This window comes from Luteococcus sediminum, from assembly GCF_054783495.1.
Map to the genome: position 1 here is coordinate 1 of NZ_BAAGQL010000034.1, position 1,683 is coordinate 1,683.

Annotated in this window: 1 protein-coding gene; it reads right to left on the reverse strand. The window is 65.9% G+C overall.

What is annotated here, in order from left to right; genetic code table 11:
* Positions 1-171: 171 nt before the first annotated feature.
* On the reverse strand, positions 172-1,572 hold the full coding sequence (locus tag ACYVKA_RS13565) for an IS1380 family transposase (protein ID WP_460706204.1): 1,401 nt from the start codon (positions 1,570-1,572) through the stop codon (positions 172-174).
* Positions 1,573-1,683 lie beyond the last annotated feature (111 nt).

The window sequence follows — 1,683 nt, forward strand, 5'->3', positions numbered from 1 at the left end:
TAGCCTCGATCTTTCATGAGGGCTGGTTGGTCAACGGTCCAGCGTTGTTGCCGGTCTCGTGGTCGTGATTTTGGCATGTGGGTGTGACAAGTGCCCGCATGTCGTTGCGGGTGGGCGTCGGTTCCACTGCCGAATGGCTACTGCTGGTCGTCGGGGCGGGTGGCGGTGTGGTCAGGGTGGTGTGAGGGCTGCGAGCCGGTTCCAGCCGTCGAAGATCAGTGTGGACCAGGGGCTGGTCTGCTTGAGGTGCAGGATGGTGCGCCTTGCCGTGTGGGCCAGCGTGGCGGCCATCGTGAACAGGCGGTGGCGCAGGGTTTTGGGTTCCCATCGCCGCGCAGGGCCTTGGAGGGCGAGCATGGCCATCCAGGCGAGCAGGTCGCCGGCCAGTTGCACGATGAGCAGCCAGATGCGGTTCTGGTTGAAGCCTTGCAAGGGCAGGTTGGTCAGGCCGGTGTCTTTTGCGGTGCGGATGCGGTCCTCACAACGGGCGCGGCGGCGGTGCCGCATCTCCAAATCAGCCAACTGGCCTCTGGCAGTGTTGGTGACGAAGGCGGTGAGCCGGTAGCCATCGACGTCATCAAAGCGGAGTTGGGCGCCGGGGTGGGGTCGTTCTCGGCGCACGATCACTCGCATCCCGGTGGGGTAGCCCTTCAACAGGTCTTTGGCGGTGAGGAGGTCGGTGAACTCGACCACGGCTGCGCCGTCGCGGACCTGGCCGTCGGCGTTGTAGGCATCCTGCCACGCGTGCTCGGGAACAAGGTGATACAACTCCGGGGTGCTCATCGGCAGCGTGAAGCCGATCGAGTACGACAGTCCGCGCCGGGCGAGAAAGCCGAGTAGCTGTTTGGATCCGCCGGCCCCGTCAGTACGGATCAGCACCTTCTTGCCCGGCCTGGCGGGGTTGATCCCGGGCACCTGTTTGAGCGCAGCCTTGATGACGGTCTCGTGATCGGCGGCGGTGTTGGAGCCGGCATTGCCCGACCTGAGCAGCCCTGCCATGGGTTCGCCGGTCCCGTCGGGGCCGTGGTCGACGAAGGCCAACAGCGGGTGGAAACCGTAGCCCTTCTTGAACGTCGGCCGGGCCAGTTCCTTGTCCGAATGTGACGTGACGAGAGTGGCGTCCAGATCAATGATGATCGGATCCCCGGCGCTCGCCCCATGGCCTGGTGCCGCCTCGCCTGCCAGGCCCCAGACGTGCTGGCGAGCTGCTGCAGTGGCCTGGGCCACGGCTTTCTCCACCCGGTCGACATCGGCCGCGAGGGCGGTGATGGTGCGCGAGATCGTCGCATCCGAGGCCACCCGGCCATAGACACCGGGTTCGCTGCGCAGCAGCGCGGCGTCACGACAGGCATCACCACCCAGCGCGAGGCTGATCGCCAGATCCAGCAGCACCTTCGCCGGGTCATGCCTCGCGAGGGATTTGCGCCACGGTCCCAGCGCCCGGCTCAACAAGATTCCCAGGCCGGAGGTCTCCACGGTCCGGGTGAGCAGCACCCCGCCCGCCTGGGCCACCGCCGGCACCGCAGCGGAGTCGACTCGGAGACGCGGATACATCCCGCTACGCTTGTTCACCTGGGAAGTGCTCCTTCAACCACGCTGATACAGACCTAGACAATCGGTATCTTCGCAGGTCAGCGGGCACTTCCCTCCTTCACGTCCAGACACCCCCATGAAATCTCCGGG